The organism is Marinobacter arenosus, from assembly GCF_019264345.1.
Classification (GTDB): Bacteria; Pseudomonadota; Gammaproteobacteria; order Pseudomonadales; family Oleiphilaceae; genus Marinobacter; species Marinobacter arenosus.
In genome coordinates, this window is the sequence record NZ_JAHVAO010000001.1 from 226,758 (window position 1) to 249,362 (window position 22,605).

The 22,605-nt window shown below is 54.7% G+C and carries 21 protein-coding genes and 1 tRNA gene; 3 read left to right on the forward strand and 19 right to left on the reverse strand.

Annotation, left to right across the window (positions count from 1 at the left end):
• Window positions 1-17: 17 nt before the first annotated feature.
• Entirely contained in the window at window positions 18-548 is a 531-nt protein-coding gene (locus KXD86_RS01050) for a lipocalin family protein (protein ID WP_218634244.1), read from the forward strand.
• A gap of 9 nt (window positions 549-557) precedes the next feature.
• Here KXD86_RS01050 and KXD86_RS01055 read toward each other — a convergent pair whose 3' ends face one another.
• Window positions 558-1,208, reverse strand: a complete 651-nt coding sequence (locus tag KXD86_RS01055) for a cupin domain-containing protein (RefSeq protein ID WP_218634245.1) — start codon at window positions 1,206-1,208, stop codon at window positions 558-560.
• Between the two features lie 21 nt (window positions 1,209-1,229).
• On the reverse strand, window positions 1,230-1,760 hold the full coding sequence (locus tag KXD86_RS01060; protein ID WP_218634246.1) for an isochorismatase family protein: 531 nt from the start codon (window positions 1,758-1,760) through the stop codon (window positions 1,230-1,232).
• Between the two features lie 273 nt (window positions 1,761-2,033).
• On the opposite strand from KXD86_RS01060, the gene KXD86_RS01065 reads away from it, so the two are divergent.
• Window positions 2,034-2,124 (forward strand) — tRNA-Ser (locus KXD86_RS01065).
• A 1,230-nt stretch (window positions 2,125-3,354) separates the two neighbouring features.
• Here KXD86_RS01065 and KXD86_RS01070 read toward each other — a convergent pair.
• From KXD86_RS01070 to KXD86_RS01135, 14 genes are all read right to left on the reverse strand, one after another.
• A complete protein-coding gene (locus KXD86_RS01070) occupies window positions 3,355-3,819 on the reverse strand; it encodes a DMT family transporter (protein WP_218634247.1) in 465 nt (154 codons plus the stop codon).
• Between the two features lie 20 nt (window positions 3,820-3,839).
• Window positions 3,840-4,280: an acyl-CoA thioesterase gene (locus tag KXD86_RS01075; protein ID WP_376770941.1), complete on the reverse strand. Its 441-nt coding sequence runs from the start codon at window positions 4,278-4,280 to the stop codon at window positions 3,840-3,842.
• A gap of 71 nt (window positions 4,281-4,351) precedes the next feature.
• Window positions 4,352-5,821, reverse strand: a complete 1,470-nt coding sequence (locus KXD86_RS01080; protein ID WP_218634248.1) for an NAD-dependent succinate-semialdehyde dehydrogenase — start codon at window positions 5,819-5,821, stop codon at window positions 4,352-4,354.
• Window positions 5,822-5,854: 33 nt separating this feature from the next.
• The gene (locus tag KXD86_RS01085; protein ID WP_218634249.1) at window positions 5,855-7,012 is read right to left on the reverse strand and encodes an iron-containing alcohol dehydrogenase; all 1,158 of its coding nucleotides are present in this window, start codon (window positions 7,010-7,012) and stop codon (window positions 5,855-5,857) included.
• Window positions 7,013-7,020: 8 nt separating this feature from the next.
• A complete protein-coding gene (locus KXD86_RS01090; protein WP_218634250.1) occupies window positions 7,021-7,677 on the reverse strand; it encodes an ATP-binding cassette domain-containing protein in 657 nt (218 codons plus the stop codon).
• The gene (locus KXD86_RS01095; protein ID WP_218634251.1) at window positions 7,664-8,467 is read right to left on the reverse strand and encodes an ABC transporter ATP-binding protein; all 804 of its coding nucleotides are present in this window, start codon (window positions 8,465-8,467) and stop codon (window positions 7,664-7,666) included. Before KXD86_RS01095 ends, KXD86_RS01090 begins: the two co-directional genes overlap by 14 nt.
• Window positions 8,464-9,414 carry a branched-chain amino acid ABC transporter permease gene (locus tag KXD86_RS01100; protein ID WP_218634252.1) on the reverse strand — a complete coding sequence of 317 codons (951 nt, stop codon included), beginning with the start codon at window positions 9,412-9,414 and terminating at the stop codon, window positions 8,464-8,466. Before KXD86_RS01100 ends, KXD86_RS01095 begins: the two co-directional genes overlap by 4 nt.
• The gene (locus tag KXD86_RS01105) at window positions 9,414-10,310 is read right to left on the reverse strand and encodes a branched-chain amino acid ABC transporter permease (RefSeq protein WP_092029951.1); all 897 of its coding nucleotides are present in this window, start codon (window positions 10,308-10,310) and stop codon (window positions 9,414-9,416) included. The genes KXD86_RS01100 and KXD86_RS01105 overlap by 1 nt, the downstream gene beginning before the upstream one ends.
• A 135-nt stretch (window positions 10,311-10,445) precedes the next feature.
• Window positions 10,446-11,726 carry an ABC transporter substrate-binding protein gene (locus KXD86_RS01110; RefSeq protein WP_041645274.1) on the reverse strand — a complete coding sequence of 427 codons (1,281 nt, stop codon included), beginning with the start codon at window positions 11,724-11,726 and terminating at the stop codon, window positions 10,446-10,448.
• A gap of 236 nt (window positions 11,727-11,962) precedes the next feature.
• Window positions 11,963-13,252, reverse strand: coding sequence for an ABC transporter substrate-binding protein (locus tag KXD86_RS01115; protein ID WP_218634253.1), 1,290 nt, complete (start codon window positions 13,250-13,252; stop codon window positions 11,963-11,965).
• On the reverse strand, window positions 13,249-14,637 hold the full coding sequence (locus KXD86_RS01120) for a sigma-54-dependent transcriptional regulator (protein WP_218634254.1): 1,389 nt from the start codon (window positions 14,635-14,637) through the stop codon (window positions 13,249-13,251). Before KXD86_RS01120 ends, KXD86_RS01115 begins: the two co-directional genes overlap by 4 nt.
• Entirely contained in the window at window positions 14,637-16,295 is a 1,659-nt protein-coding gene (locus tag KXD86_RS01125; RefSeq protein WP_228739289.1) for a sensor histidine kinase, read from the reverse strand. The genes KXD86_RS01120 and KXD86_RS01125 overlap by 1 nt, the downstream gene beginning before the upstream one ends.
• A gap of 656 nt (window positions 16,296-16,951) precedes the next feature.
• Window positions 16,952-17,551 (reverse strand): DUF938 domain-containing protein, encoded by a 600-nt coding sequence (locus KXD86_RS01130; RefSeq protein WP_218634256.1) that lies wholly within the window; start codon window positions 17,549-17,551, stop codon window positions 16,952-16,954.
• 10 nt (window positions 17,552-17,561) lie between these two features.
• Window positions 17,562-17,840, reverse strand: a complete 279-nt coding sequence (locus KXD86_RS01135; protein ID WP_218634257.1) for an acylphosphatase — start codon at window positions 17,838-17,840, stop codon at window positions 17,562-17,564.
• 83 nt (window positions 17,841-17,923) lie between these two features.
• Here KXD86_RS01135 and KXD86_RS01140 point away from each other — a divergent pair, with 83 nt between their 5' ends.
• Window positions 17,924-18,697, forward strand: a complete 774-nt coding sequence (locus KXD86_RS01140; protein WP_218634258.1) for a fructosamine kinase family protein — start codon at window positions 17,924-17,926, stop codon at window positions 18,695-18,697.
• Here KXD86_RS01140 and KXD86_RS01145 read toward each other — a convergent pair.
• The 3 genes from KXD86_RS01145 to KXD86_RS01155 form a co-directional block, all read right to left on the reverse strand.
• Window positions 18,694-19,641 carry an AEC family transporter gene (locus KXD86_RS01145; protein WP_218634259.1) on the reverse strand — a complete coding sequence of 316 codons (948 nt, stop codon included), beginning with the start codon at window positions 19,639-19,641 and terminating at the stop codon, window positions 18,694-18,696. The genes KXD86_RS01140 and KXD86_RS01145 overlap by 4 nt on opposite strands.
• Before the next feature lie 165 nt (window positions 19,642-19,806).
• Window positions 19,807-22,140 (reverse strand): xanthine dehydrogenase family protein molybdopterin-binding subunit, encoded by a 2,334-nt coding sequence (locus KXD86_RS01150; protein WP_218634260.1) that lies wholly within the window; start codon window positions 22,138-22,140, stop codon window positions 19,807-19,809.
• On the reverse strand, window positions 22,137-22,598 hold the full coding sequence (locus tag KXD86_RS01155) for a (2Fe-2S)-binding protein (RefSeq protein WP_218634261.1): 462 nt from the start codon (window positions 22,596-22,598) through the stop codon (window positions 22,137-22,139). The genes KXD86_RS01150 and KXD86_RS01155 overlap by 4 nt, the downstream gene beginning before the upstream one ends.
• Between the last annotated feature and the right edge of the window lie 7 nt (window positions 22,599-22,605).

Consider the following 22,605-nt stretch of genomic DNA (forward strand, 5'->3'; position numbering starts at 1 on the left):
AGAGGCGGCAGTTGATCATGATGCGCACGTTACTTGTCGTTGGGTGTGTCTTTATCGCGTCCTGCACCGGGGTGCCCGACGGCATTCGGCCAGTTACCGGCCTGGATGTGGATCGCTACCTAGGTACCTGGTACGAGGTAGCGCGCCTCGACCACTCCTTTGAAGAGGGTCTGAGCAGGGTAACCGCCGAGTATTCGCTAATGGACGACGGCAGTGTTGAGGTCGTCAACCGGGGTTATGACGACGAGGAGGGGGAGTGGAGCGTTGCCGAAGGCAGGGCGGTTTTCGTTGATGACCGGGAAACCGGCCACCTGAAGGTGTCGTTCTTCGGCCCGTTCTACAGTTCCTACGTCGTGTTTGAGCTGGATAAAGCCGGGTATCAACACGCTTACATCACTGGCTACAACCGTGACTACCTCTGGTTTCTCTCGCGCAGCCCCAATGTGTCCGAGGCCGAAATGAGCGCATTCCGTGAGCGCGCACGGGAAGAGGGTTTTGATCTCAGAGACCTGATTGTGGTCGATCAGAGTCCCTTGCCAGACCCGTAAGCGGGCGCGTCAGAGTGGAAGGTGGCCGGTTTTTACCCAGATGATGGTTTCCTGCTCAACGAAGGGGTGATGCTCGCTCAGGTGCGGGCTCCGTATCCAGGTACCAGGGGGGTATCGGCCATGTTCATCGCAGAATTCCCCGGATAGCACGAAGATTTCTTCGCCACCGAAGTGACGATGAGGCTGGAACCGTTCCTGGGCTGGCCATTTCACCAGCGCAACGTGTTCGTGCTCAAAATCATGGAGGGGCATGACCTCCAGTCCGCCAATGCCCGGTAGCCAGGGCGTCGACGTTGTATCAACTCTCACGGTGTCCAGATCCCTCGGATCGAATTGATGTAACTTTACCAGCAGTGTGCAGCCTTCTTTGCTGAATGGCGCATGCCCGCTTCCCGGTGGGTTTCGAAGATAGGATCCGGCAGGGTAGTCCCCGGTCTCGTCAGAAAACACGCCGCTGAGCACCAGAATTTCTTCTCCCAGCGGGTGCTCGTGGCGATTGAAAGACGCGCCCGGCTCGTAACGGACGACACTGGTGGCGTGGCCACGCTCCGCCTCTTCTCGGGCCAGCGGTTTTCTGAGTACGCCACCGGCCGGGCTGGGAATCCAGTCTTCGTCGTCGGAGCGGATGACCACTCGCTTGGAAAAGTCCATGTTCAGCACGGAATACCTCGCGTCGTACCGTTACTTGATGAGCTTCTGGATGTCTCGAAATTTCGGATGCTGACAGTCTCGCATCCACTCGAACGCCGCCATCTCCACGGTGACGATTCTGGCCCCGCTCTGGTAAAGCCGGTCGAGGGCGACATCGCGGTCGAATTCATTGCGAGAGCCGGTCGCGTCCGCCACCACCCATACCTTGAACCCGGCATCCAACAGACTCAGGGCGGTCTGGATCATGCAGACGTGGGTTTCGCAGCCACCAATAACAACCTGTTGCCGACCTTCCGGCAGGCTGTCGATCAGCCCGTCGGGGCAGGCGTCGAAGTGATGCTTTGGGATAACCTGGTTACAAAGCTCCCGGACAGCCTCCACGTTGTGCCCAAGCTTGTCCGGCAACTGCTCGGTGGCAAGAACCGGAACATCCAGCAACCCGGCAATCGTTGCGAGCGTGACACACTGTTCCACGACCTCCTCGCCATGACTGATGGCCGGCATCAGCTTTTCCTGCACATCAATCAGCACCAATGTGCATTGATCAGCTTTCATCAGCATGCGGTCGCTCCTTTGGCCTGCCGGACACGCCCGGCTTACCCGTCGTTGTACGTGTGGAACACCATCGCGTATTTGTTTTGGTGGTGCTGAATTACCCTCCATTATCATTCTTTTTGGCAAGGGCATTCAAACTGATCAGCCAGTCATCGATCCGGTGCTGTACCTGGAAAATTTTCGGGGATTTTGTGAAAGGGAGTTGCCAAACGCCAGAAAAACCATTAGAGTTTGCGCCCTCAAATGAGCGACAAAATCGCTGATTTGAAACAGTTTATTGGAGAGGTGGCCGAGTGGCTGAAGGCGCACGCCTGGAAAGTGTGTATACGTTAATAGCGTATCGAGGGTTCGAATCCCTCCCTCTCCGCCATACTAGAGCCCTGACTTTATTATAGAAAGTCGGGGCTTTTTATTTTTGGGCAAATTTAGGGCCGAATCCGAGGATTTTGTCTGCCGTTGTCCGTGTTGTAGCCGAGCATTTAAGACATCTGATCTGCCATATTTGGTGTGTCAGTATGGATCCACCGGCCATAGTGTTTTGCGACAATGATGGTGTCAGTGTGTCCCAACTGCTTGGAGCATTTCTCCCGTGATGCTCACCAGCCGCTCACCGGTATTCGCATGAGGGGCAGGGGGATTCCAAACTTATGAGCGGCCCACCAGGCAGCCAGAACAACGACCGCGACGCTCGCAGTCGATGCAGCTCGCCATATCATTCGACGGAAGCCCTGATCGTTTTCGATAGATCCCAGTTGTGCCCGCTCATTTAGAGCAATTTGGTAAGCGTTGGCCAAGAATTTCACGTTCTCTTCTAAGTCAGCCAACTGGCTCTTCACGTTAGCCTTTTCCAGCACCCTTCGATTGATCATCCCTTGATCGTTACCCTCTTGTTCCTTGGAGATCTTTGTGCCTTCTGGGTCACAACTCTAACCAAGCTGTCCAGCCGCTCAGAAACTTCTTCTGGCATCCGAGGCTTTCTACCACGCGGCGTCGCAATAATTTTTCGATTATGTTTTGGGCGACTGTTCGTGGAACGTTGGTCATCTTACGCCCTTATTTCTGAATGGTATCGCCAATATAACGCCACCAACCTGAGAGCTACAGTAGGTGCATGGGTAAGGTTCATTGCGTTTTGTGTGAGCAGAATTGAATAGGATTTGAGAGAGGAGTTTTTGAGTTTTTTAAGTTGACCCCTAGACAAAAAAGGGAGACCCCGTGTAAGTGCCTGCATTCAATTTTCCGGATACTGTATAATCGATTCGTCTCGAGAAGATATCGGGAAAGAAAAAGCCAATTCTTACGGGGCTTAAAGGCGAATGACTTTTCTTCAGGAATTGGTAGGGCCACCCAGATGCGAACTGGGGGCCTCTACAATGTCAAAATTACGGTGTAGGGCCCATAAACACCTCAAATTTCGCGAAAAAGTGCGACGTATTTACCGCACCAAACGTCGCCACGAGAAATCAATAACTTAGATACTGTATATTGAGAAGGATAGTTATTGGAATCCGCCGGATTAGTAATTTCAGTTTTAGTATGAGCTTAAGGGCTTGCCGCATCTTCGTCTGGAAGCGGGACTTAAAGAAGCTAAATCAGCTATTCACTTGGCTCCGCCTGGAACTTTATTTAGCACCAAGAAAACACCGATTGTCATCACGCCCAACCCCGCAAGCCGTCTTAGGCTCAGCGTGAACTTTTGAACGCCCATCAAGCCAAAGTGATCGATGAGGCTCATTGCGATGAGCTGTCCCAGCAAAACGAAAGCAATTGCATTGGATATGCCGAATCTAGGCGCTACCCAGGTAATTGTTAGGATATAGAAGAGGACAAAGAAGCCTCCGAAGTAGAAGTACACGGGAACATTGGCCAAAAAAATTTTCTCGGGAAAACCCTCCGTGGTGATCAAATAAGAAATTGCCAGAACCAGGGCAACGAAAAAGAGAATCGTTGCGGCAAGGGCCGGGCTCTGCAATCTCGCGCCGAGTCCGCCGTTAAGCGTTGCCATCACAGGTATTCCTATTCCTGCGACCAACATGAGCAGGGCATAGGCAAATGAGCTGTTCATTTTTTATCCTTAGCAGGCTCTTAAATTTCGTCTGCACTAACCTTTGGGGTCAAGATTTCCTCAAGACAGTGGCGAATTTTTGCGGGTATCGGTACTGAGCAATTTTGGTCACGGTCCACAAAAACGTGCACCACTTGACCATAGGCGGCGGCCTCTTCTTCCGATTCTCTGAAAATGCCGAGCTCATAAGTAACGGAACTGTTTCCGAGCTTCGAGACCCTGAGACCGACCGAAATTGAATCAGGATATGCGACGGGGCGTCGGAATTGGCAAGATGAGCTAACGACATACCCCACTATTTTGGCTGAGTGAATATCGAGGCCACCTTGTTCAATTAGGTATCGATTAATCGTTGAGTCGAAGTAGGAGTAATAGGTCACGTTGTTCACGTGCCCGTATACATCGTTGTCCATCCAGCGGGTAGAGACGGGGTAGAAAACTGTGAAATCGTGACGATTCACCTTAGCCCTCCGATTGCATGAGTGTGGGCGCCTCGATTTCTGACATCGGGGCGCCTTGGTTTATTTAAGCTCTATTTCATGCCACCCAGACACAGGTATTTAAGCTCCATGTACTCGTCCAGACCGTAGTGGGAGCCTTCCCGACCAAGGCCGCTTTCCTTTACTCCGCCAAATGGAGCCACCTCCGTAGAGATAATGCCCTCGTTGACGCCAATCATTCCTGATTCCAGTTCTTCCGCTACGCGCCATACCCGATGGATATCCCGGCTGTAGAAATAGGCTGATAAGCCGAATTCTGAATCGTTCGCCATGGAGATCGCCTCGTCATCGGTTTCAAACCGAAACAGCGGCGCCACGGGCCCGAACGTTTCCTCGCGGGCGATCAACATGTCCTGAGTGGCATCGGTGAGGATAGTGGGTTCAAAGAAGGTTCCGCCGAGGGCGTGAGCTCGACCGCCCAGAGCAACCTTTGCACCCTTCGATGTAGCGTCTTCTATGTGCCGTTTGACTTTGTTTAACGCAGCGTCGTTGATCAGTGGTCCCTGCTGGGTTTCGCCTTCAAGGCCGGGACCAACGACCATTTTGCTGACAGCAGTCTTCAGCTTTTCGGTAAAGGCGTCGTAAACGCCGGCCTGGACGTATACTCGGTTTGCGCAAACGCAGGTCTGTCCTGTATTGCGGTACTTCGAGGCCATCAGGCCTGCAACAGCCGCGTCCAGGTCGGCATCATCGAACACGATGAAGGGGGCATTGCCACCGAGTTCCAAACTGACCTTTTTGACGGTGTCGCTCGCTTGTCGCATCAGGAGCTTCCCGACCGGCGTAGATCCGGTAAACGACACTTTGCGCACAATAGGATTACCTGTCAGCTCGTTACCCACAGAAACTGCATTAGGTTTGGAGCAGGTGATGATGTTGATCAGACCGGCCGGTACACCGGCCTCTTCCGCCAGTGCGGTAATGGCCAGCGCGGAGAGGGGTGTATCCTCGGCGGGTTTCACTACCACAGGGCAGCCGGCAGCGAGAGCTGGAGCAACTTTGCGAGTAATCATTGCAATCGGAAAGTTCCATGGAGTGATAGCGGCTACCACACCAACCGGTTGTTTGATTACGACGATGCGCTTGTCCTTTCCATGCCCGGGAATAACATCACCGTAGGCCCGTTTTGCTTCTTCGGCGAACCATTCGATGAAGCTTGCACCGTAACCGACTTCGCCTCGGGATTCCGCCAGAGGCTTTCCTTGCTCAGCGGTCATCAGACGAGCAAGATCCTCTTGGTTGGCCATGAGGAGATTGAACCATTTGCGCAGTATGTTGGCGCGCTCTTTGGCGGGGGTGGAACGCCATGCGGGCCAAGCGGCTTCCGCCGCCTCAATCGCTACACGAGTGTCAGTGTCATCCATGTCTGGCACCGTTGCCAACTGATCACCGTTGGCCGGATTGGTCACGGCAAAAGTCTTCCCCGACTTAGCCATTATCCATTGGCCATTGATATAAGCCTGTTCGCGCAGAAGTTCGCGATTCTTTAATTCAAGAGACATGAGTTACCTCAATCAATTAACAGTGTGACCGAATCAGAAAGCGGCCTTGTAGATTGCCAAGGCATCAATTTCAGACACTTCCCTGGGGTTGTTCACAAGCAGCCGAGTTTGCTTCATGGCATCTGAAGCCAAGGTGGCCAGATCTGCCTCCCCAATCCCGACCTCACGCAGAGTTTGCTCTAGCCCCAAATCAGCACTCAGAGCCTCAAGACGGTCGATGAACTGATTCACCCTCTTATCGGCAGGTGCAGCTGCCAGATCCGGAAAGACATCGGTGGCCAGAATTGCATAGGCTTCGCCACAGCTTTCCGCGTTAAAACGCATGACGTGAGGCAGCACCAGTGCGTTGGAAAGGCCGTGGGGTACATGGAAAATTCCGCCGATCGGGTAGGCAAGAGCATGCACTGCAGCCACTGGCGAGTTCGCAAAAGCCTGGCCGGCAAGCATGGCTCCGAGCAGCATGTCAGAGCGAGCCTTGACATTACTGCCATCCTTCACGGCTGTCTCGATATTGGCTCCGAGCAAGCGGAGGGCTTCGCGAGCGAGGGCCTTGGAAACCGGATTGTTGTTTGCGGAAGCTGACGTATAGCTTTCAATTGCATGAACCATGGCATCGATTCCGGTAGCCGCGGTCACGTGAGCCGGCAGCCCGAGAGTCAACTCGGCATCCAGCAGAGCAATGTCCGGAAGCAGCTGAGGCGCAACAACGCCTTTTTTCTCGGTTTCACCAACAGTAATAATTGAGATCGGGGTAACCTCTGAGCCTGTTCCTGCTGTGGTTGGAATCTGAATCAGAGGCAAACGGTTGCCTTTGGCCTGACCAACACCGTACACGTCGTCAAGCTTTTCTCCACCGCCAATAAGAAGCGCGATCAATTTGGCTACATCCATGGATGAGCCGCCACCAAATCCAATGACCCCATCCACCTCTGCTTCTCGGGCGTCGGCTAACGCTGCTTCTACGACCGACACGGGCGGGTCGGCAACCACGCCGTCGAACAACTCGTACTGCACGCCTGCCTCGTTGAGAGACTTTGTAGCTACGTCGAGTAAGCCTGCCTTTATCAGCCCCGGATCTGTGACTAGCAGTACTTTATTGCCCATGTGCTCTTTAACGATTTCCCCCAGGCGCTTTATAGCGCCGGGCTCGCAAATAACGCTTTTGGTGGTGTTAAAAGTAAACGCAGTCATTTTTCCCCCTAAGTCAGAGACGTGAGCGGCTCAACGCTGCCACGTTCAATCTGAAACGCTTTGTCGACCAGATCTGCAGAGTGTGATTGGTCCGATTCAGACAGCAAAACAGTCAGGCCTTCATCTTTGAGCGTGCTCAAGACACTGGCGAGTCGTCTTGATAGTGCAGGTGCCACCCCCTCAAATGGTTCGTCCAGTAGCAACAAGTTGGTGCCGGTCATCATTGCACGGGCCAGTGCAACGAGCTTTTGCTGGCCGCCTGATAACTGAAGCGCTCGGCGATCGGAGAAAGACTCTACCTCGGGCATCATTTCGTAGATCCACGCAAGCCTGGCCTCTGCGTTAACGAGTTGGCAGGCCCACGCCGGTGCCATGATGTTTTCCTCGACCGTAAGATCAGGCACGAGACGACGATCCTCTGGCATATAGCCAATGGACATGCCGGCGCGCTCAAAAGAACCCTGATTGGTCATGTCTTCGCCATTGATCAGTATTTGGCCGGCTTTCGGCTTGATAAGGCCCATGATTGATCGGAGTGACGTCGTCTTTCCGGCGCCGTTGCGCCCGATCAGACCAACCATAGAACCCTTGCTGACGGAAAAGCTGACGTCCCGGAGAATAGTGGTGCCGGCAATCTCCGTCGTAACATTCTTAAGTTCTAACATGGGCAGACTCCTTGCTTGTACTGACCTCGCTTTCGCCAAGATCGAGGTGATGCCCAACCACTAATTCCTGGACTTTGGCGTCAGACAAAACGGTTTGGGTGGGACCGTCCGCTAGAACCCGGCCGTCGTAAAACGCGAGAACTCGGTCGGCGTAACGCAGAACGACTTCCATATCGTGCTCCACGAACATTGTTGCAGCATCACTTTTCCGGACAGCCGCCATAACGGTGTCCATCAGCAGGAATTTATCCTCGATGGCAACGCCTGAGGTTGGTTCATCGAGTAGCATTAGCCCAGGCTCAGCGAGCATTGCCATGGCAATGTCCAACAGCTTGCGAACTCCCTGGGGCAGAGTAGATACAACCTCCTCCGCATACTGCTCGATCTCATATTCGCGCAGAACGGAGAGAGCCTTTTCGACTTTTTCCTTGGATCTGAGCGGCTTCAGAAAGCTCAATTTGCGGTCGACTGAGAAACCGAACGCGATCAGCATATTCTCCAAAACCGTCAGTTCCTGGAATAGTTGAGGCACCTGAAAGGAGCGACCAACGCCAGCCAATGAGACGTCCCTGGGTGACTTCCCAATGATGGATTTACCACGCACGAGAATGTCGCCACCGGACGGTTGGATATAGCCCGTTACCATATTGATGAAGGTAGTCTTGCCAGCCCCGTTGGAGCCGATAACTCCAACTACCTCGCCTGTATTCAGTTCAATATTGATGTCGGTAGCGGCAGTGACTGCGCCAAACGTTCGCTCCAGATTGACCGTTTTCAACAAAGCGCTCATGACGTTTTCCTCGCTTTCTTGTTTTGGAATCGTTCAACCAGGGACCACAGACCGGACGGCATGAACAGGATGATTGCTAGCAGGGCAAAGCCCAGAATCATTTGCCAGGTGTAAGGCGACACGGCGAACGCATAAGTGCGCAGCGCTTCGAACAGAACGGCTGCAACGATCGGGGCGGCTACATGAGCAGTCCCACCCATCAGGGCTATAAATACAAACTCGCCCGAAGTGGTCCAATACGCCATCTCTGGATCAACGTGACCACTTACCAGAGCGGTAATAGTGCCACCAATAGCCGCCAGAGCCGCCGCGATTATGTACTTTACATACACCACACGGAACACAGAGCCGCCCAGATACTCCAATCGAATTTCGTTTTCTCGAACGGCCTCACCGGCGTAACCGGAAAGAGATTTCAGGTATCGCCATGCGACAGCTCCAAGAACGATTACGAGGAATACTGCGACAATCAGAACCAGGTCGGATGAAGCTTCAGCACCGGGAGTCCATCCCAATAAGCTCGGATTGGCAACGTTAAAACCATCGGTAGATCCAAGGAACTGATTGCGGACCAGCAAGCCGTAAAGAATCATCGAGAACGCCATCGAAAACATTGCGAAGAAGATCTCGCGATATCGACACAGTAGCAGGCCAATGATGGCTGCTATGGCAACGCTGACTGCAACAGACGCAAGCATGATGACGAGAATGTCAGTGACTCCCACGAACTGGGTCAGCATGCCGGCAACGTAGGCGCCTACGCAGTAGTACAGGCCTTGGCCAAAGGAAACCAGGCCAGCGCGCATGAGAAGGACCAGACCGAGCACTACCAGGCCTTTGCCCATCGCGATGGTAAACAGGTAGGACATCCACTGCGGTAGCAGGAGGCCGCCAGCAATGACTACCAACCCGAGAACAAATAAGAGCGCTAGGGATCTTGTTTTCATTAGATTTTCCTCGCGTTGGCAACGGCAAACAGGCCTTGTGGGCGAAATGCCAACACGAGGCCCATGACCGCGTAGATAACGAACAGTTCAACCTCTGGGTACAGATGCACGGCCGCCGCTCGCGCCATGCCAACGATCAGAGCACCGACCAGAGCACCGGTAATGCTTCCAAGGCCTCCAATCACGACCACAGCGAACGCCAGTACAATGACCTCTATGCCCATGCCTGGCACGACGGAGAGACCCGGGGCAGTCAGAGCTCCAGCGAGTGATCCGATACCAGCTCCAATCAGAAAGGTTATGGTGAAGATTCGAGCAACGTTGATGCCGAGTGCGCTGGCTATTTCACGATCGTGAATGACTACTCGAAGCAGTTTTCCATTGCGTGTGCGGTTCAGGCCATACCAGAGCGCGAGACCGATCAGTATGCTCACGCCGATAAGCATGAAATCGTAATTAGCGAAGGATAATCCGGCGAACTTGGTTCGACCCAGTAGGGTGTAGGGTTGGTAAGCAAAGTAGGGCTCAACCCCCCATATCAGCTTGATGGCATCTTCCATGATGAGCAGGACGCCATAGGTGACCAGAATCATGACGACCTCGTCCCTGCCGTACATGAACCGCAGAAGGCCACGTTCAACCAGGAGCCCCACGGAAATGCCGGCGACAAGGGCGGCGGCGATCAGCGCGACAAAACTGAACCAGGGAACAGAACCGGTAGAAAAATACCAACCAACCATAGCAGCACCAGAGTACGCGCCAAGGGCGTAAAAGCTGCCATGGGACATATTGAGGATTCGCATGACCCCGTAAATCAGGGTCAGACCGGCAGAAATGATGAACAGCCATGAGGCGTAGACCGAGCCATCCACCAGTATTGCAAGAAGTTGTTTCATTGTAAGACTCCCGATGCTTTGCACAGACCTCGCCTGCAGACCGGGCCATCTTCCGGTCGGGGAGGGGTGAAAGATCGTTGGAAAGTCTCATCGGGACCGGATGGTCCCGATGAGCATGTTGCTAGGTCAGTAGGCTCAGTTACACTCGGCACCTGGCATGCCGGCTTTGATCCACTCTACAGTCTCTGCGCCTTCCGGCGGGTTGACACAATCTGCCGGGTAGCGGGTAATGTCGGTAAAGGTAATTTCACCGTCCACGCGTTTGAGGCGACCGTAGACCATCTCTGTTGCAGCCTGATGGCCCTTGCCTCGACTCATTTCAACCCGGCCGCCCGGGCCGTCAAATTCGAGACCTTCAAAGGCAGTGATTACCTCCTCAGTAGACGCACCAACTCCGGCCTTATCTTGAGCCAGCTTTAGGCCAATCAGCGCATGAGCCATGTGGTAGGCAGGGAAAGTCGGCGGTGTGCCGAAACGCTCAGTGAATTCGGTCTGGAACCAAGTGTTCAGTTCACTTTCCGGAGCAAATGGACCGAAGGGACCACGGGCACCAATGATGGCGCCGTCTGGCAGGTGCTCGCCAAGGCTGTTGAGTGCAGTTTCGCCAGCAGTGAAGATTACCTGGTTGTCCGCGAGCAGACCACGAGCGGCCGCCTGGAGTACGAATGCGTCTGTGTCACCGCCCCAGAAAGATGTGTGAATGACATCTGCGGAGTTCACTTGCAGGGCAGAAATCTCGGCGCCGTACTGGCCCGCGAACAATTTGGGGAACTGTTCCGTAGTGATTTCAATGTCCCCGCCGCGAAGAACCTTTAGAGTCTCGGTAAAATCGCGCCAGCTGTCGTGGCCCCAAGAGTAGTTTTGGTTTATGCCTGCGACAGATTCCAGGTTGGGAACGTTTTCGTGAACGTAGCGGGCCGCCGCGATGTTGTCCATGCTGGCGGTAGAGTGGGTGCGGAAAACATACTCGTAGTCAGCCTCCTCGAAGACCCGAGGTGTGCCGCAGTCGAACAATACGGTCAGCATCTTGAGCTCTTCAGCGACCGCCGGGATGGCGAGACAGTCGCCGGAAGAGATGTAGCCTACGACCGCATCGACGCCATCGCGCTCAACGAGGTTTCGAAATTCTGAGGTTTGTTTTGTCGCACCACCAGCTTCGTCAACGTAGACAGGTGTAATCATACGTCCGTCAATTCCCTTGCCCTCAATAGGGGCGGGTAGGGTGCCGTCGTTGATAGCATCGATTACCAGGTCGGCAGCGTTCTTTGCGGGAATTCCGAAAGGCCCGGAAGCGGCGCCTGAGAGAAAGGTTACAAGGCCCAGTTTGTATTCTTCATTGGCGTAAGCATTGAGACTCATGGCACCTGTAGTCATGGCACAGGCGACCGTCGCTGCGGTAAGCAGGGGACGTTTCATATCAGATCTCCAGACTGTTGTTCTTGTGTCGTTTGGTTGGACAGCCAGTGTTGTTTTTTTCCGGTGTCCTGCCCGACGTTTTTCAAGCCGGCCTGAGTCTGATAGCACGCTCTATGCCAGAAATCCTACATTCCTAAGTTGCTGTTTTTTTTGAAGATAGCATTTAGCGTAAAGTTTTTTGAAGGCGATGAGCGCAATCCGCTCATGTTGGGTGAGCGTAGATGAGCGATTTTCGCTCATTCTGTTGCAGAATGAACTTGCTCGTAATCAGTCGGGTAATAGATTCGCCAATTACCGAGCATTACCTTAGCTGGAGGGTAGCGCGGATCCTTCACCGTCTCACCAATCGCCATTACTTGGCGGATTTGATGAGTTACTGGATCCATCGAGGATTGGAAACCTGGCGGATCCTCTGGCGTAGTCAGACTCAACTGTTCGAAAGCTCGCTCGATGCCTTCGAGATCCTTGTAATTCCCGCCTGCCTGGCGTGCTGCTTCGGCAATTGCGAGTATGCCGGTGAACGCGCCTTGCGCCCCGGATGAGGGGTAGTAGCCGGTTTGCCGTTGGAATTCTTGGACAAACCACCGATTGAAATCAGTTTCGGGCCAGTTGTTGTGATGACGAGATGCTAGTAACAATCCCAGAGGCATGCGATCCCCGAGGTGAGCAAAAATCTCGTAGTCGCCTCCTTTCTCAAAGTTTGCGAAGCGTGAAACGTCAAACAACCGGGTGTCAGTAGCCTGGGTGACGAAAGCAACGAAATCTCCTCCCCAAAGGCTATTAACGACCAGGTCGGGTTCTTGGCGTATCAGCTCGTTGATATAGTGGCTGTAGTCTGGCTCACTCAACCTCGGCCAGAGCGCACCAGCAATTTCGTAATTCACGCCCAATCGATCCAGAGCCTCGCGAAAATCGGCCCACACCTGATAACCGTACTCGTAGTCGGGACCTAGGTACGAGATTCGAAGCGGTTTTTTCTTCAAGTGGTCATCAAAGTAGTCTCTGATGAAGAGCGCTCCTGCAGTCATCGATTGACGGGTGTCGTTCGTCACACGGAAATAGCGATCGTGGAAAAATTCATCGGTTAGCCTGGATGAAGCGTGGTCTGTACCGACAAAAAACGCATTCGCGGAAGCAGCAATTTCTGTAACTTGAATGGCAACCGAGGAGTTAACTACGCCACAGAGGAAAGAGGCTTGCTCTTCTTCGACAAATCGTTTTGCAATCGTAACGGCGGTTGAACGTTTGGATTTGGTGTCCCCAAGCAAAACCCTGAGCCGTGGCAGTGTCGCCAATCCTTGCTGTTCAATATATTGAAGCGCGAGCCGTATACCCACCACTGAATCTCGACCCAAGACACCTGCTCGTCCGGACATGGGGTAAAGGCATCCAACGATAATATCCGCTGTATCCTCGCTTGCCCCCAAAGACTCCAGCGCCTTGGAAGGCATTGCAAATGTGACGAGGACCACCAGACAGATTCCAACAAGGATACTGATAAATCGGTCGTGGGAAATTGGGATCACAGTTCGTCTCCGGTGAGCCCCAGTTTCTGCATTCTTCTTTTCAATGCATGTCTGGAAATTCCGAGGGAATTTGCGGCATCGCCCTTTCGGCCGTTGGATTGAGCCAATGCGTCCAAAATGCACTGGGCTTCCCGTTTTGCGATTTCACTGGTCAAGGATCCATGGCTTTTGTTGCTCTCAGAACCCTTTTCGGTCACTGAGGTGTTTGTCTGAGCAGCTGAAGCAATGATTTCGGGTGGCAGTCGATCAACGTTAATGCTTTCACCGGCATGTAATATGGTCAGTCTCTCGATTGTGTTTCGGAGTTCCCTGATATTTCCCGGCCAATCGTAATTACAGAGTTTGGTAAGTGTTTCGGGTGTAAGTTTGATCGGCTTGCAACCCTCTTGCGCCGCAAGCTCTGTAGCGAAGTTCGATGTCAGCACTGGGATATCGTCCTTGCGCTCAGCCAGAGACGGGATCGTCAGTGGCATAACATTCAGACGGTAGAACAGGTCCTCACGAAATGTTCCCGCCTGAGCCTCAGTCTGTAGATCTCTGTTACTGGCCGCTATGACACGCAGATCGGCATCAATCTCTTTCTGGCCGCCCACCGCGCGAAAACGGTGTGTTTCCAGGAAGGTTAATAGCTTTGCCTGGAGGGGTAACGGCAGCTCACCAATCTCATCCAGGAAAAGAGTACCCCCGTTGGCTAACTCTACCAAGCCAGTTCGGCGCTTATCGGCACCGGTGTATGCCCCTTTTTCCGCGCCAAACAGCTCAGCTTCCAACAGGTTTTCAGGCAGCGACGCGCAATTTACGGATACGAATGGCGCGGCTTTGTCTTTCGTTGCGTGCAAAGCTTTAGCAATGAGAGTTTTCCCGCTGCCAGATGGTCCCTGGAGTAGTATGGTTCGCGCTGAGCTCTTTCCGATGCGATCGACTTGATCGAGCAGCTTGCGCATGGCCGAGGAGTTGCCAACAAGACCGTGAACGTCAGCTTCCCGCTCTCTCCGATATGCCACTTCCTCTTTGAGTTGGCGATGCTTGTGATTGCGCTGAATGAGAAGAATCAGTTCGTCGAGGTCAAACGGTTTAGTGATGTAATCCTGTGCCCCTTTCTTGACTGCTTCAACAGCAGCACGAGTATCGCCATGGGCCGAAATCATGATCGTGATGGGCGGAGCCGGGAGTGCCTGAACCTGGTCAAGAACTTCAAAACCTGATTGGTCAGGCAATTTAAGATCGAGCAAGACCACGTCTGGTGTCCGTTTTTCAATTTCGGCGAGTCCACTTTTCCCGTCATAGGCGGCAAAAACCGTCATTTCTTCTTCCTCGAGCGAAAACATCAGACTACTAACAAGATTTTTCTCGTCATCGATGATCAGGACGGTAGGCGTTCGCATTAAACGGTTCCCTGGTTTTCGTTGTTCAAATAGAGCGGTAGTTTCAGAGTTACTTTTAGGCCCTCGCCAGAAACGCTTTGGAAACGGAGGTTACCTTGATTAGCTTGCGCGAGCTGTCTGCAAATGGCCAGACCGAGGCCGGTGCCGTTGGTTTTCGTTGTGAAGAAAGGCTCAGTCAGGTGACTCAGGTGGTCCGCGCTTACACCGGGGCCGTTATCGGTGACAGAAACATAAACTGCCAAGCCCTGCTGCTTGGTTCGTATGGTAACCCGGCCCCCAATACCTTCCATTGCCTGAATCGCGTTCATCACCAGATTCATAACTATCTGGCGGACCTGTGAAGAGTCGGCCCATGCGTATAGCGGTTCGTGCTCAACTTGCACCAACTCAATCCCATGGCGATGTGCCACTGCGTCGGCGAGAATTTTTACTGTTTCAACAACGTCGATAATATTAACCTTGCTTGCCTTGGCTTCTCTCGGGCGAGCGTAATCCAAGAGCAGTTGGACAACGTCGTTTACTCGGTCGATCTCATGGTCAACTGATTCCATTAATTTTTGGCGTTTGGGATCCGACTCCTTCCTCGATAGGGCCTGAATTGTAGTCTTTATGGTTGCGAGAGGATTTCTAATCTCGTGTGCAACGCCCGCAGAGAATTGTCCGAGTATGGCACGACGCTCAACGTCCACCATACTCTTCACTAGCCGCCTAAGACGAAGACGCATACGTTCGAGGGCGAAAGCCAGATAGCCTATTTCCGCTGTACCGTCAGTGTGAAGCGGAGTATCAAAATCTCCTCCAGCAACCCTGTCAGCTCCCTCAATCAAAGGCGTAACCTGCTTTTCCAATCTTTTAGAGAGGTGACGGGACAACAGAATAACGGCCAAAGCTGCTCCAGAGGCCAGAAGGATCAACCCGAATCTCGCTGACTCCAAGGGACCTAGCAGAGGGTCGCCTAGCCATTGAAGGCGTATATGCCAGCCCTCGATGAAATCATTTGAGTTGATGTCCTTGGCCGAATGGGAGGTCTTTCCGGGTATGTTTCCTACTGCCGTAATAGGTACGCTTTGGGGCGTTACGACAAGAGGACTTTGCAAGCCAGTGAGGCTTAGGTCCTTTACCTGATCGGTAAGGCTCGCCAGGCGGACAACCAGGCCGACCCAGGCATCCGGGGCCGGATTAAGTCCTGTGGGACTGAGTCTAAGAATAAACCAACCGGGCCGACTATCGGTTGGTAGGGCGGGGCCGATTATTTCTCCGTTGGTAAATGGAGTGAGGGGCAGTTCGTCTAACTCCACTTGGTTCAGCAAAGTCTGGGTTAGGTACCATAGTGGCACCTCGAACTTGGAGGGTTTGACCACTACCCCATAAAGATGAGGACTATCGAGAGCCTGGCGAAGCTGTGCCATTACTTCCGCACTTGGCTCCTCATTGGGTCTGGCCGTGGTTAACCAGTCGAAAACCTCAGGTATGTCGGCAAGAGCCTCAAGCTCATAGATTCTTTCTTGGAGAAATGTTCTTAAGAGGTTCTCCGCACCAGCAAGTCGAGCGTTCGTCCGGCTTTCTGTCACTTTTTCCAGTGCTTTCACATACTGTGTGTCGTACATGAACGCGAGGACGACAAGCGGCACCAGAGCGATCAATAGTGCGCTGAACAAATATCGCCTTGCTAGGCCATTTCGACGGAGAACCTTCAAACGAGGTGGGGTAGAGGCGTCGTGTTTTATTATGCTTTTCATGGAGCGATCATATCGGGAGTTCGGCGGTCTTGGAATATTCCACCGAGATGTCCTGCTGTCTTCTGCGAGTAAGGACAAGCAAGGGGAGTGATTAAATCTTGTGATATGGCCAACTTTCGCTGTAAACATCCCCGCTTCAGTTGCACCACTGAATTAGAGTTTTCTGCCCGTTGGTGTTTCGCCAGATAATCCCATGGCGTCAGGTCTTCCAATGAATTGTGGGGGTGGATGGTGTAAGTGCTGACCATCTTGAACTGGCTGGTAAGCAACTTGGCTGGGAGCTTATGTTTCAAAACAAGCTCATCTCATTGGTAAAACTACTGGAGATCGAAAGGTAGCGAATGCTATCTAACCAAGTCAGACTTTATTGTCCGTTGGGGTTAATCGTGGTCTTCGACCAAATGCGGTTTTTTTGCGAAAGCAGAGACAACTAGAGTAGGAACTTCCAGCTCTAGATAGACCTAAAATTGAATCAACTGGAGTAAAAGTTGGGGCGAAAAGGTGTCCCTCCCTCTCCGCCAATAAGAAACCCCAGCATTTGCTGGGGTTTTTTTTATGCCCCCGGAAAAATCCGGTCATTGCCGTCGCCAGACGAGCAACCGGTTGTTTGCCGGCATCTGGAAGTCTTCCTCCAGAGTCATCCGGTGGCTTTCGGCCAGCTTCTCAAGATCGTCCATGTCGCGGATGCCCATCACCGGGTTTCGTTGGTTAAGGTAGCGATCAAACTGAGCGTTACTTTCGCTGGTGTGGACACCCGAGTACTTGAACGGCCCATACAGGCAGAACGCCTCCCCGGAGCCCAGTGCCCTACCGATGCCGGCAAACATGCATTCAACTTCGTGCCAGGCCATGATGTGAGCCGTGTTGGCCGAGAAAACGCCATTAATGGCGGGAATGCTCCAGTCTGGCTCGCATACATCGAGTGCCAGAGGCGGATGGAGGTTGGGAAGGCGTGATTCTTCAAGCCATGGCAGGCAGAGATCGGAGTTCGCCGGGTGATCACTTGGCTGCCAGTGAATGTGGGGTAGGTGGCGGGCAAAGTGAACCGCGTGCTGGCCTGTCCCCGTGCCGATTTCAAGCACGGTCGCCGGCTGGATAAATATCCCGGCCAGTTTTTCCAGAATCGGCGCCTTGTTGTTTTCGCACGCCTGCGAGAATGGTTTTTCCGCGCTCATGACGGGGGGCCTAATGTCGGATGCCGAAGTCCGGGTACTCCCCGGTGGCTGCGGCTTCCTCCACGTCAATGTCATCCACTCGGGCTGCGGGAGGGCCGTCGCAGCACCAGGCTTTCAGTCGCTCGAGCTGAACCTGGGTGCCTTCGGCGACGATCTCGACACGGCCATCCGACAAATTGCGTGCATACCCGGTCAAGCCGAGCTCGGTGGCTCTGGTTGTGGCGGAGGCGCGGTAATAAACGCCCTGGACCAGACCTGAAACCAGCAGCGTCCATCGTTTAGAGGTCATAGTTTGTCCTTGTTCGTTGGAGATGGCAGGCTTCAATGAATCTAACGTTTGATCGTGTGTTTGTTCAAGGAGCAATGCAGCGAATGTCAGGCATCTACACCAAACGGAATGTCACGACCTATCCGGACGCTCTGATCTGTGAGGCCGAAGGCCTGGAACAACTCGCTGAAGCCCTGGAGCAGGCCGGTGTTCGCGGTCTCCGGATTCCTGAGATTAGGCGGGTTGACAGCGAACGCCTGGAAATAACGGCCATTCAGGCCACGGCGCCGGATGAACATACCCTGGAGAAGCTGGGGGAGGGGCTGGCGTACCTGCATAAAATCGAGCAACCCGATTATGGCTGGGGTCGGGATAACTATATCGGGCTTTCTCCGCAACCAAATCGTTGGACGGCCAACTGGGGTGAGTTTTTCGTGCAGGACAGATTGGGTTACCAGGTCGCCAGAATTTCAGACCCGAATGTGAAGGCGGCGTTCCAGAGATCACTTGATCAACATGGACCGGCGCTGATGGAATGGCTCCGTGATCATTGTGATCATCCGAGCCTGTTGCATGGGGATCTCTGGAGCGGAAATGCCCTGTTTGACGGGGTGCAGGCGTGGCTGATTGATCCGGCCATTTACTGTGGCGACCGCGAAGCCGACCTGGCCATGACCGAGATGTTCGGTGGCTTCGGTGCCGCCTTCTATCAGGCCTACGACCGCGTCTACCCGAGGACAGCCCGATACGACGCGAAGCGGGACATCTATAACCTGTACCACTACCTGAATCATTACAACCTGTTTGGCGGTGGCTATCTGTCAGGGTGTGAGCGCGGTTTTGACGCCTTGGGCCGGGTGGCGCGTGAAGCTGGTTAAGCCACCCCCAGGCTGCGGAGCACGAAAACGCCGGCGGTGACCGTGATGCTGGCCATAAGCGTTGTCAGTGCAATGATGTTGGCGGCCAGGCGATCGTTTCCGCCCAGGGCTTTGACCATCACGAAGCTTGCGGCTGCCGTAGGGCTGGCAAAGAACAGGAACATCAACCCCAGTTCTGCCCCCCGGAACCCAACGAGCCAGGCTGCCACGGTGCACACGGTGGGTAGGACAACCATTTTCATCAGACTGGAACTGGAGGCGGCTCTGCTGTCGCTGCGGATTGCGCTCAGTGACACCGTTGCGCCGATGCACAGAAGCGCAAGGGGCAGGGTGAGGGAGGCGAAGTAATCCCCCGACGTCATGACCCAGGTCGGTAGGCGAACGTCGAGCCAGGCAAAGGGGATCGCCACCACCACGGAGATGATGAGCGGATTACGAACGATGTCGTGAAAGATTTTTTGCCAACTGGCGGATTGTCCCGGTTGATAGGCAATCAACACAATCACCGACAGGGCGTTGTAAGAGATAATCACGAGCCCCAACAGGATGCCGCCCGCGGACAGTCCGAAATCCCCATAGAGGTTGGCAGCCAGAGCCAGGCCCACGATTCCGCAATTGCCGCGGAAAGCCCCCTGGACATACACGCCGCGGTCTTCGGGTACGACTCGCCACAGCGACCAGAGCCAGGCAATGCCGAAGCTGGCGAGTGTTGCGAACAGGAAGAACACCAGCAGGCCTGGATTCAGCGCGGTGTCCAGATCGGCGCGAATAATGCTCAGGAACACCAGGGTCGGAAGCGTGGCTTTGAAAACGAGGGCAGAGGCCGTGTTGATGAAGGCACTGTCAATCCAGCCAACGCGCCGCAGTCCCAGCCCGATAAAGACCATGGCAAAAACAGGGAGGGTCGTCTCCAGCGTTTGCAGGAAAATCGCAGTCAGTGTCATGCGGAATCTGGATCCGATGGTTGGCGAATGAAGAGCGGAACGAATCACGCCGCAGGATCTGAATATTGTAAGCGGATGTTAGGTAGTAAGCTATCCTCATCACCACAAAAACGGGGTCCGCTCGGGACCCCGTGTCACTGGCTCCTGCCGACAGACAGATAGTGTTCAGGCTTTCAGTTGATCACCCACGGGTAATCGACGGATCCGTTTACCTGTTGCGGCGTAAATGGCATTGCAGAGGGCTGGCGCCACCGGCGGCAGACCGGGTTCGCCCACGCCGCCCATCGGTTCGTCGGGGTTATCGACCAGGTGCACACGAACCACCCGCGGGGCGTCTGGCATGCGAGGTATCAGGTACCGATCAAAATTGCCTTGTTGGGCAACGCCATCCTTGAAGGTGATTTCGCTTTGCAGGGCAATGCCGATCCCCATCACGCAGGCGCCTTCCAACTGCGACCGAATCCGCTCCGGGTTGGCCTGCGGCCCACAATCAAACGCAATGTCGGCCCGATGAATCATCAGGTTGCCCTCTGCGTCCACCTCGACATCGAACACGACGGCGGTGTAGGAAACAAAACTGTGGTGGAACGCAAGGCCCATGCCCCGACCTTCGGGAAGGTCCTTGCCCCATCCTGCTTCCTCGGTCGCGCGTTCGATAACGCCTCGCATTCGCCCGATGTCGATCGGGTAAAGATCCGGATCTTCACCGTAGTTCCAGCCGTCGCCAACCGAAAGATTCTGGATTTGCCGGTCGGGTCCGAGCAGCTCCAGGAGGTAGTCTCGGTGGTCTTTTCCGGCAGCAACGGACATTTCATGTGCGAAGCTCTGGATCGCCCAGGCATGGGGAAGGTTGTAAACCGCCCGGAACCAGCCGATGCGGACATGGGCTGGCGCGGGAGGGTTTTCCAGGCGCAATGCCGGCACATTGAAAGGCATGGTGTTGAAGCCCATGCCCAGCTCGAATTCGCCCTTATGTTCAGGGTCCGGCGCGAACAGGGAGCCGATGCTGGGTGAGAGGGTTCGATGCAGCCATGCGGTCGCCTTGCCCTCCGCATCCAGTCCCGCTTCGAGATGGTCCACGGAAACGGCATGGAAGTAGGCGTGGTGAATGTCATCCTCGCGGGTCCACTGCAACCGGATCGGCCGACCGTTGAACGCCTCGGCGATACTGGCAGCCTCGATGGCGAAGTCCGGCTTGGATTTGCGGCCGAACCCGCCGCCCAGCAGGGTGACGTGAACGGTGACGTTTTCGGCATCCAGGCCGAGCCGGCCGGCGACGGTATCCCGGGTGGCTTGCGGGTTCTGAACCGGAGCCCAAACCTCGGCTTTTCCGTCTTGCACCAGCACGGTAGCGACCGGCGGCTCCATCGGTGCCTGTGCCATGTGGGGCATGTAATAGGTGGCAGACACCCTTTTCTGCGCGGATTCCAGCGCAGCATCGACATCGCCATGATTGCGAACGACCTTGCCGGGGGATTGAGCGGCTTTTTCGAGGGCCTCACGATAGGCCTCTGAGGTATAGCTGGCGTTGTCCCCCGCCTTGTCGTTATTCCAGTTGATCTTGAGTGCCTTCCGGCCCTCTATGGCGGCCCAGGTGTTGGAGGCGATGACGGCAACCCCTCCGAGAGGATTGAAGGCGGCGGGCTGGCCTGTGCCTTCGATGGTCATGACCTTCTCAACCCCCGGCACCTTCAGGGCATCGGAATCATCGATGCTGTCCAGCGTGGCACCGTACACCGGCGGGCGGGCAATGACGGCGAACAGCGGGTTCTCTACCGGTACGTCGGCGCCGTAGATCGCCTTGCCCGAAACAATGTCCTCACCGTCAATGGCCTTGGGGTGAGCACTTTTCAGTTGCCCGTTGATCAGTCCCGTCTCCTTGCCGATGAACCGCAACTCGTCATGGGATTTCAGAACGAGGGCCTTTCGCCCCGGTACTTCCAGTTCACGGGCCGCTGCGGCCAGCTCACCAAAGCCGAGTTCCTTGCCGGAGGGGATATGGCGAACGGTATGAACCGCGGTTTTGACTTCGGACGCAGGCACCTGCCACTGGTCGGCGGCGGCCTGTTCCAGCATCAGTCTTGCGGCAGCGGCAGCCCGGCGCATCGGGTCGAACCAGTGCCGCATACTGCGGGAACCGTCGGTGTTCTGGTTGCCGAATCTGGCATGGCTTCCCTCGGCCTGGCGGACCCGGACTTGATCCCAGTCGGCCCCGAGCTCATCCGCCGCCACCATGACCAGGCTTGTGCGAATTCCCTGGCCCATTTCGGAACGGTTGTTGACAATGGTTACGATGCCGTCAGGTCCGATGTGGATGAATACGTTCGGGTCATCAACCCAGCCTCCGGGCATGGCGCCGGCCCCGAACTGGGCTTTTTCATTGGCCAGCGCCAGATCCCAGCGCGCGGCCAGCACGAGTGCGGAACTGCCTGCCAGGCCCATCAGAAATCCCCGACGGCTGACGTTGGCGAGCATGAGTTTATCGTGGTCTGCACTCATGATTTCACCTCCTTGCCGGCAGCCCGTTCAACCGCGGCGAGAATCCGGTTGTAGGTGCCACAGCGGCACAGGTTTCCGGCCATGGCATCAATGATTTCCTGTGTGCCCGGTTCGGGGGTCTGCTTGAGCAGGGCCGTAGCGTTCATGATCTGGCCACCCTGGCAATAGCCGCACTGGGCCACGCCAAGGTCCAGCCATGCCTGCTGGACCTTCTGACCGACGGGATCATCCGCCATGGCTTCGATGGTCGTTATCTCTCCGGAGGCGGCCGACACTGGTGTGACGCAGGACCGAATCGCCGTTCCATTGAGATGGACCGTGCAGGCGCCGCATTGCGCCATGCCGCAGCCAAATTTTGTTCCTTTCATTCCGACGACATCGCGAATGACCCAGAGCAGGGGCATGTTGTCCGGAACGTCGAGTTCGTGCTTCTTTCCGTTGATCGTAAGCGTGGCCATGTGACTC

Coding starts and splice junctions, on each gene's coding strand:
- KXD86_RS01050 (WP_218634244.1), top strand. CDS start 18: ATGATGCGCACGTTACTTGTCGTTGGGTGTGTCTTTATCGCGTCCTGC.
- KXD86_RS01060 (WP_218634246.1), bottom strand. CDS start 1,760: ATGCTGATGAAAGCTGATCAATGCACATTGGTGCTGATTGATGTGCAG.
- KXD86_RS01070 (WP_218634247.1), bottom strand. CDS start 3,819: ATGAACAGCTCATTTGCCTATGCCCTGCTCATGTTGGTCGCAGGAATA.
- KXD86_RS01080 (WP_218634248.1), bottom strand. CDS start 5,821: ATGTCTCTTGAATTAAAGAATCGCGAACTTCTGCGCGAACAGGCTTAT.
- KXD86_RS01085 (WP_218634249.1), bottom strand. CDS start 7,012: ATGACTGCGTTTACTTTTAACACCACCAAAAGCGTTATTTGCGAGCCC.
- KXD86_RS01090 (WP_218634250.1), bottom strand. CDS start 7,677: ATGTTAGAACTTAAGAATGTTACGACGGAGATTGCCGGCACCACTATT.
- KXD86_RS01095 (WP_218634251.1), bottom strand. CDS start 8,467: ATGAGCGCTTTGTTGAAAACGGTCAATCTGGAGCGAACGTTTGGCGCA.
- KXD86_RS01100 (WP_218634252.1), bottom strand. CDS start 9,414: ATGAAAACAAGATCCCTAGCGCTCTTATTTGTTCTCGGGTTGGTAGTC.
- KXD86_RS01105 (WP_092029951.1), bottom strand. CDS start 10,310: ATGAAACAACTTCTTGCAATACTGGTGGATGGCTCGGTCTACGCCTCA.
- KXD86_RS01110 (WP_041645274.1), bottom strand. CDS start 11,726: ATGAAACGTCCCCTGCTTACCGCAGCGACGGTCGCCTGTGCCATGACT.
- KXD86_RS01120 (WP_218634254.1), bottom strand. CDS start 14,637: ATGCGAACGCCTACCGTCCTGATCATCGATGACGAGAAAAATCTTGTT.
- KXD86_RS01130 (WP_218634256.1), bottom strand. CDS start 17,551: ATGAGCGCGGAAAAACCATTCTCGCAGGCGTGCGAAAACAACAAGGCG.
- KXD86_RS01135 (WP_218634257.1), bottom strand. CDS start 17,840: ATGACCTCTAAACGATGGACGCTGCTGGTTTCAGGTCTGGTCCAGGGC.
- KXD86_RS01140 (WP_218634258.1), top strand. CDS start 17,924: ATGTCAGGCATCTACACCAAACGGAATGTCACGACCTATCCGGACGCT.
- KXD86_RS01145 (WP_218634259.1), bottom strand. CDS start 19,641: ATGACACTGACTGCGATTTTCCTGCAAACGCTGGAGACGACCCTCCCT.
- KXD86_RS01150 (WP_218634260.1), bottom strand. CDS start 22,140: ATGAGTGCAGACCACGATAAACTCATGCTCGCCAACGTCAGCCGTCGG.
- KXD86_RS01155 (WP_218634261.1), bottom strand. CDS start 22,598: ATGGCCACGCTTACGATCAACGGAAAGAAGCACGAACTCGACGTTCCG.